At 70.6% G+C, this 4,297-nt stretch carries 4 protein-coding genes; 3 read left to right on the forward strand and 1 reads right to left on the reverse strand.

The window, feature by feature from the left end; translation table 11 throughout:
• Nucleotides 1-356: epoxyqueuosine reductase QueH (locus HRL41_RS11615; RefSeq protein WP_371808850.1), on the reverse strand; the 356-nt coding region annotated here is incomplete at its 3' end.
• A gap of 129 nt (nt 357-485) precedes the next feature.
• Between HRL41_RS11615 and HRL41_RS11620 the strand changes: the two genes are divergently transcribed.
• The 3 genes from HRL41_RS11620 to secD form a co-directional block, all read left to right on the forward strand.
• Nucleotides 486-1,463: an HAD family hydrolase gene (locus HRL41_RS11620; protein ID WP_172137162.1), complete on the forward strand. Its 978-nt coding sequence runs from the start codon at nt 486-488 to the stop codon at nt 1,461-1,463.
• Nucleotides 1,463-2,608, forward strand: coding sequence for a tRNA guanosine(34) transglycosylase Tgt (gene tgt, locus HRL41_RS11625; RefSeq protein ID WP_172137163.1), 1,146 nt, complete (start codon nt 1,463-1,465; stop codon nt 2,606-2,608). The genes HRL41_RS11620 and tgt overlap by 1 nt, the downstream gene beginning before the upstream one ends.
• Nucleotides 2,609-2,779: 171 nt before the next feature.
• On the forward strand, nt 2,780-4,297 hold a 1,518-nt coding region (gene secD / locus HRL41_RS11630), incomplete at its 3' end, for a protein translocase subunit SecD (protein ID WP_172137164.1).

Raw genomic sequence — 4,297 nt, forward strand, 5'->3', positions numbered from 1 at the left:
GTCCCGCCGCCTGCGGCCCCGTTGCCTGCGGCTCCGCTGCCCGCCGCGCCCGCGGGCTCCGCGCCCACGGTTCCCGCAGCTGCCGCGCCCGCCGCAGCTTTCGCGGCCCCGCCGCCTGCCGCATCAGCCGCGTCCCCGGCGATCACGCCGAAGCGCGCGCGAGCGGCGTCGCCTATGCGCCCGGCGGTCGCCTCCCAGGCTGCCACGTCGTAGCGGCCCTCGGTAAGGCTGAGCCCCGCGGAGGCGGCCCACCCCCTGATCGTCTCGAGGCGGCGGGCGTACTCCGCGGGCGGGTGGATGTTCGAGTTCGCGTAGTAGACGTGCGGCTCCACCCCGCGCTCGCGCAAGAGGCGCACCGGCTCCATCGAGCAGGGCCCGCAGCAGGCGTGGAGTAGCAATTTCGTCGGGTTTTCGGCGGCTGAAGTCATGAAGGGTATACTACCATGCCACATCGAAAGCATGCGAGCGATCAGAGGAAACACCTTATGGAAGACACCCCACAGCCCGTAACCCCCCCGAAAAGCGACAAGAACGCGCCCGCGGAGCCCCGCGCCTACCGCGCGGTGTTCTTCGACCTCGACGGCACGCTTCTGCCCATGGACATCGACGCGTTTCTGAAGGCGTACTTCGCGGGCATCGTGCGCTACGTGGCCGCGCGCGGCCTTGACGCGCAGGCGTTCCAGGCGGGGCTCGGCCGGGGAACCCGCGCCATGATGAGCCATGACACCGGCGAGGTCAACGCCGACGCGTTCTGGGGCGAGTTCTTCGAGCACGTCGACGAGCAGGCCGCCGACTGGCATGCCGTCTGCGACGGGTACTACGCCACCGAGTTCGGGGACATCGGCGCCGACGTGAGGCCGAGCGAGCCCATGGTGCGCGCCGTGCACGCGCTCGGGGAGAAGGGCTACCCGCTCCTGCTCACCACCATGCCGCTGTTCCCGCCCCGCGCCGTGGCGTGGAGGCTGGCGTGGGCGGGCCTCTCCCCCGACCTCTTCGCGCGCGTCACCGCCTACGACAACTCGACGGCCATCAAGCCCCAGCTCGCGTACTACGCCGAGAACCTCGCGGCGTGCGGCGTGGCGGGCTCCGACGTGCTCATGGTGGGCAACAACACCGTGGAGGACATGGCCGTCACGAAGCTCGGCGCCGACATCTTCCTCGTGACCGACTACCTGCTCGACCCCGTGCCCGGCGGCTTCGACCTCGCAAGCGTCAAGCACGGCACGGCCGAGCAGTTCGCCGCCTGGGTTGATGGGCTCCCCGTCTGCGCGAACCCCGTCGGGGGCGCGGATGAGGGCGTCATCTCCGCCGAGGCGCGCGAGGCGGCCCTCAAGGCGAACGCGGTCGGCGCGGCGGATGCGGAGGGCCCGGCCGGCCCGGCCCCCGCGCCCGGCGAGCCCGCTGTGGCGAGCGTGACTCCCGTACCCGCCACGCCCCCCGCGCCCGAGGGGGTGTCGGCCTAGTGGCGCTCTTCGAGGCAGCCTGCGACGCCACGTGCGGCCACGCCCGCGCGCTCACCTACGAGACGGCGCACGGCTCCTTCCAGACCCCCATGTTCATGCCCGTGGGCACGCACGCCACGGTGAAGGGCATCCTGCCCGACCAGCTGCGCGACCTCAAGTCCCAGGTGGTGCTCGCGAACACCTACCACCTCGCCATGCGCCCCGGCGCCGACCTGGTGGCCGAGGCGGGCGGCATCCACGCCTTCATGCGCTACGACGGCCCCATGCTCACCGACTCGGGCGGCTTCCAGGTGTTCAGCCTGGCCGACACCGTGAAGCTCTCCGACGACGGCGTCACCTTCAGGAGCATCTACGACGGCGCGAAGGTGCACTGGACGCCCGAGGAGAACATGCGCATCCAGCAGCAGATCGGCGCCGACATCGCCATGCAGCTCGACCAGTGCGCGCCGTACCCGGCCGAGCGCGCGTTCGTGCAGAAGGCGGTCGACTACTCGAGCGCCTGGGCGCGCCGCTGCCTGGCCGCGCACACGCGCGCCGACCAGACGCTCTTCGGCATCGTGCAGGGCGGCATGCACCTTGACCTGCGCCTCGAGAGCGTCCGGCGCCTGCGTGAGATCGAGGAGGACTCGCTCGCGGCGGGCGGGCGGCGCTTCGGCGGCTTCGGCATCGGCGGCTACTCGGTGGGCGAGAGCCACGAGGTGATGTTCGAGACGCTCGGCGAGGTGGCCCGCGCGCTGCCGGAGGACCGCCCGCGCTACCTCATGGGCGTGGGCAACCCCACCACGCTCGTGCGCGCGGTGGCCGAGGGCGTGGACATGTTCGACTGCGTGCTGCCCACGCGCACGGCCCGCATGGGCACCGCGTTCTCCAGCACGGGCCGCATGAACATGCGCAACGCCAAGTACACGCGCGACTTCGGGCCGCTCGACGCGCAGTGCGCCTGCCCCACGTGCCAGAACTTCACGCGCGCCTACGTGCGCCACCTGGTGAAGCAGGACGAGATGCTCGGCGGCATCCTGCTCTCCATCCACAACCTGCACTACCTGCTCGACCTCATGCGCCGCGCCCGCGCGGCGGTGCTCGCGGGCGCCTACGACGAGTTCCTGGCGGCGTGGATGGCGAGCCCGGCGGCGCAGGATTATTGATGTCTGAGAATAAATCGGCTGCAAGCGGCTGCGGTCTGGCCGATGCTGCCCGTTTGTGGCACAATAGGCAAGTTAACGCATAAGACACGTGAAGCACCTCTCGGGCGGTTTGCGCAAGCGGACCGCCCGAGGGCTTTTGAGGAAGAGAAGACGAAAAGGAGCATCTCGCCCATGGCTTTGGAGCGCAACGTCAAGAAGAAGCCGGCGCGCACGCACGACCGCCGCAACATATGGCTGCTCGTCCTCACCACCGTGCTGGTGGTGGCGTCGGTGGCGCTGTTCGTGCCGCCGCAGGAGAAGATCAACCAGGGCCTCGACATCCAGGGCGGCCTGTCGGTGGTGCTCACGGCGAAGTCCGACGACGGCGGCGCGGTGACGGCTGACGACATGGAGAAGTCGCGCGCCATCATCGAGAGCCGCGTGAACGCCCTCGGCGCGTCGGAGGCCACGGTGCAGGTGCAGGGGTCTGACCAGATCCTCGTGCAGATCCCGGGCCTGTCCGACACCGAGGAGGCGCTCGCCACCATCGGGCGCACCGGCTCGCTCACCCTCGCGCGCCTCGACTCGTTCACCGACCAGGAGGTGGTGAAGCAGATCCAGAGCGGCCAGTACGCCAACGAGGCCACCTTCACGGACGACTACGGCAACACCTTCCCCACGGGCGAGACGCAGCACCTCACCGTCGAGCCGGGCACCTACACGCCGCTCGTCACGGGCGAGAACATCACCAACGTCACCATCGACCGCGCGAGCGAGACGGGCACCGACTACGCGGTGAACGTCACGCTCGACGCCGAGGGCGCCGCCGCGTTCGCCGAGGCCACGGCCGAGCTCGCGCCCACCAAGGGCGAGATCGTCATCATCCTCGACGACGAGGTCCAGTCCGCGCCGCGCGTGCAGTCCGAGATCCCCAACGGGCAGGTGCAGATCACGGGCAACTACACGCAGGAAGAGGCGAAGAACCTGCAGACCATCCTCGAGTCGGGCTCGCTGCCCGTGAGCTTCGAGTACGCCCAGAGCCAGGTGGTCGGCCCGACGCTCGGCCAGGACGCGCTGGCCTCCGGCGTGCTGGTGGCGCTCATCGGCCTGGCGGTGGTCATGCTCTACCTGCTGGTGTTCTACCACGGCCTGGGCCTCATCACGGCGGCGGCCATGCTCGTGTTCGCCGTGCTCTACCTGGGGATCCTGGCGGCGCTCTCGGCGTTCGGGCTGTTCAGCCTCTCGCTTGCGGGCGTGGCGGGCATCGTGCTCACCATCGGCATGGCGGCTGACTCCTCCATCCTCACGCTCGAGCGCTTCCGCGAGGAGATCCGCATGGGCCGCAGCGTGCGCGCCGCGTCCATCACGGGCGTGCGGCACGCCATCCTGACCTCCATCGACGCCGACCTGGTCACGCTCGTGTCGGCGCTGTCGCTGTTCTTCCTGGCGAGCGCGTCGGTCAAGGGCTTCGGCCTCACGCTGGCGCTCGGCATCCTGTGCGACATCGTGATGATGCTCCTGTTCAAGGCGCCGCTCATCCGCCTGCTCGCGCCGAAGGCCATCGCGAGGCACCCCGGCTTCTGGGGCACGCGCGACTCGGTCGAGGCCGCGCGCGCGGGCGAGGCGGCCGCGAAGGCGGCGGAGGCCGACGGGGCCGCGAAGGCCGACGGCGCCCAGGCCGCCGGAACCGCCGAGGCCGCCGGAGCTGCC

The sequence above is a fragment of the Adlercreutzia sp. ZJ473 genome (assembly GCF_013185065.1).
Classification (GTDB): Bacteria; Actinomycetota; Coriobacteriia; order Coriobacteriales; family Eggerthellaceae; genus CAAEEV01.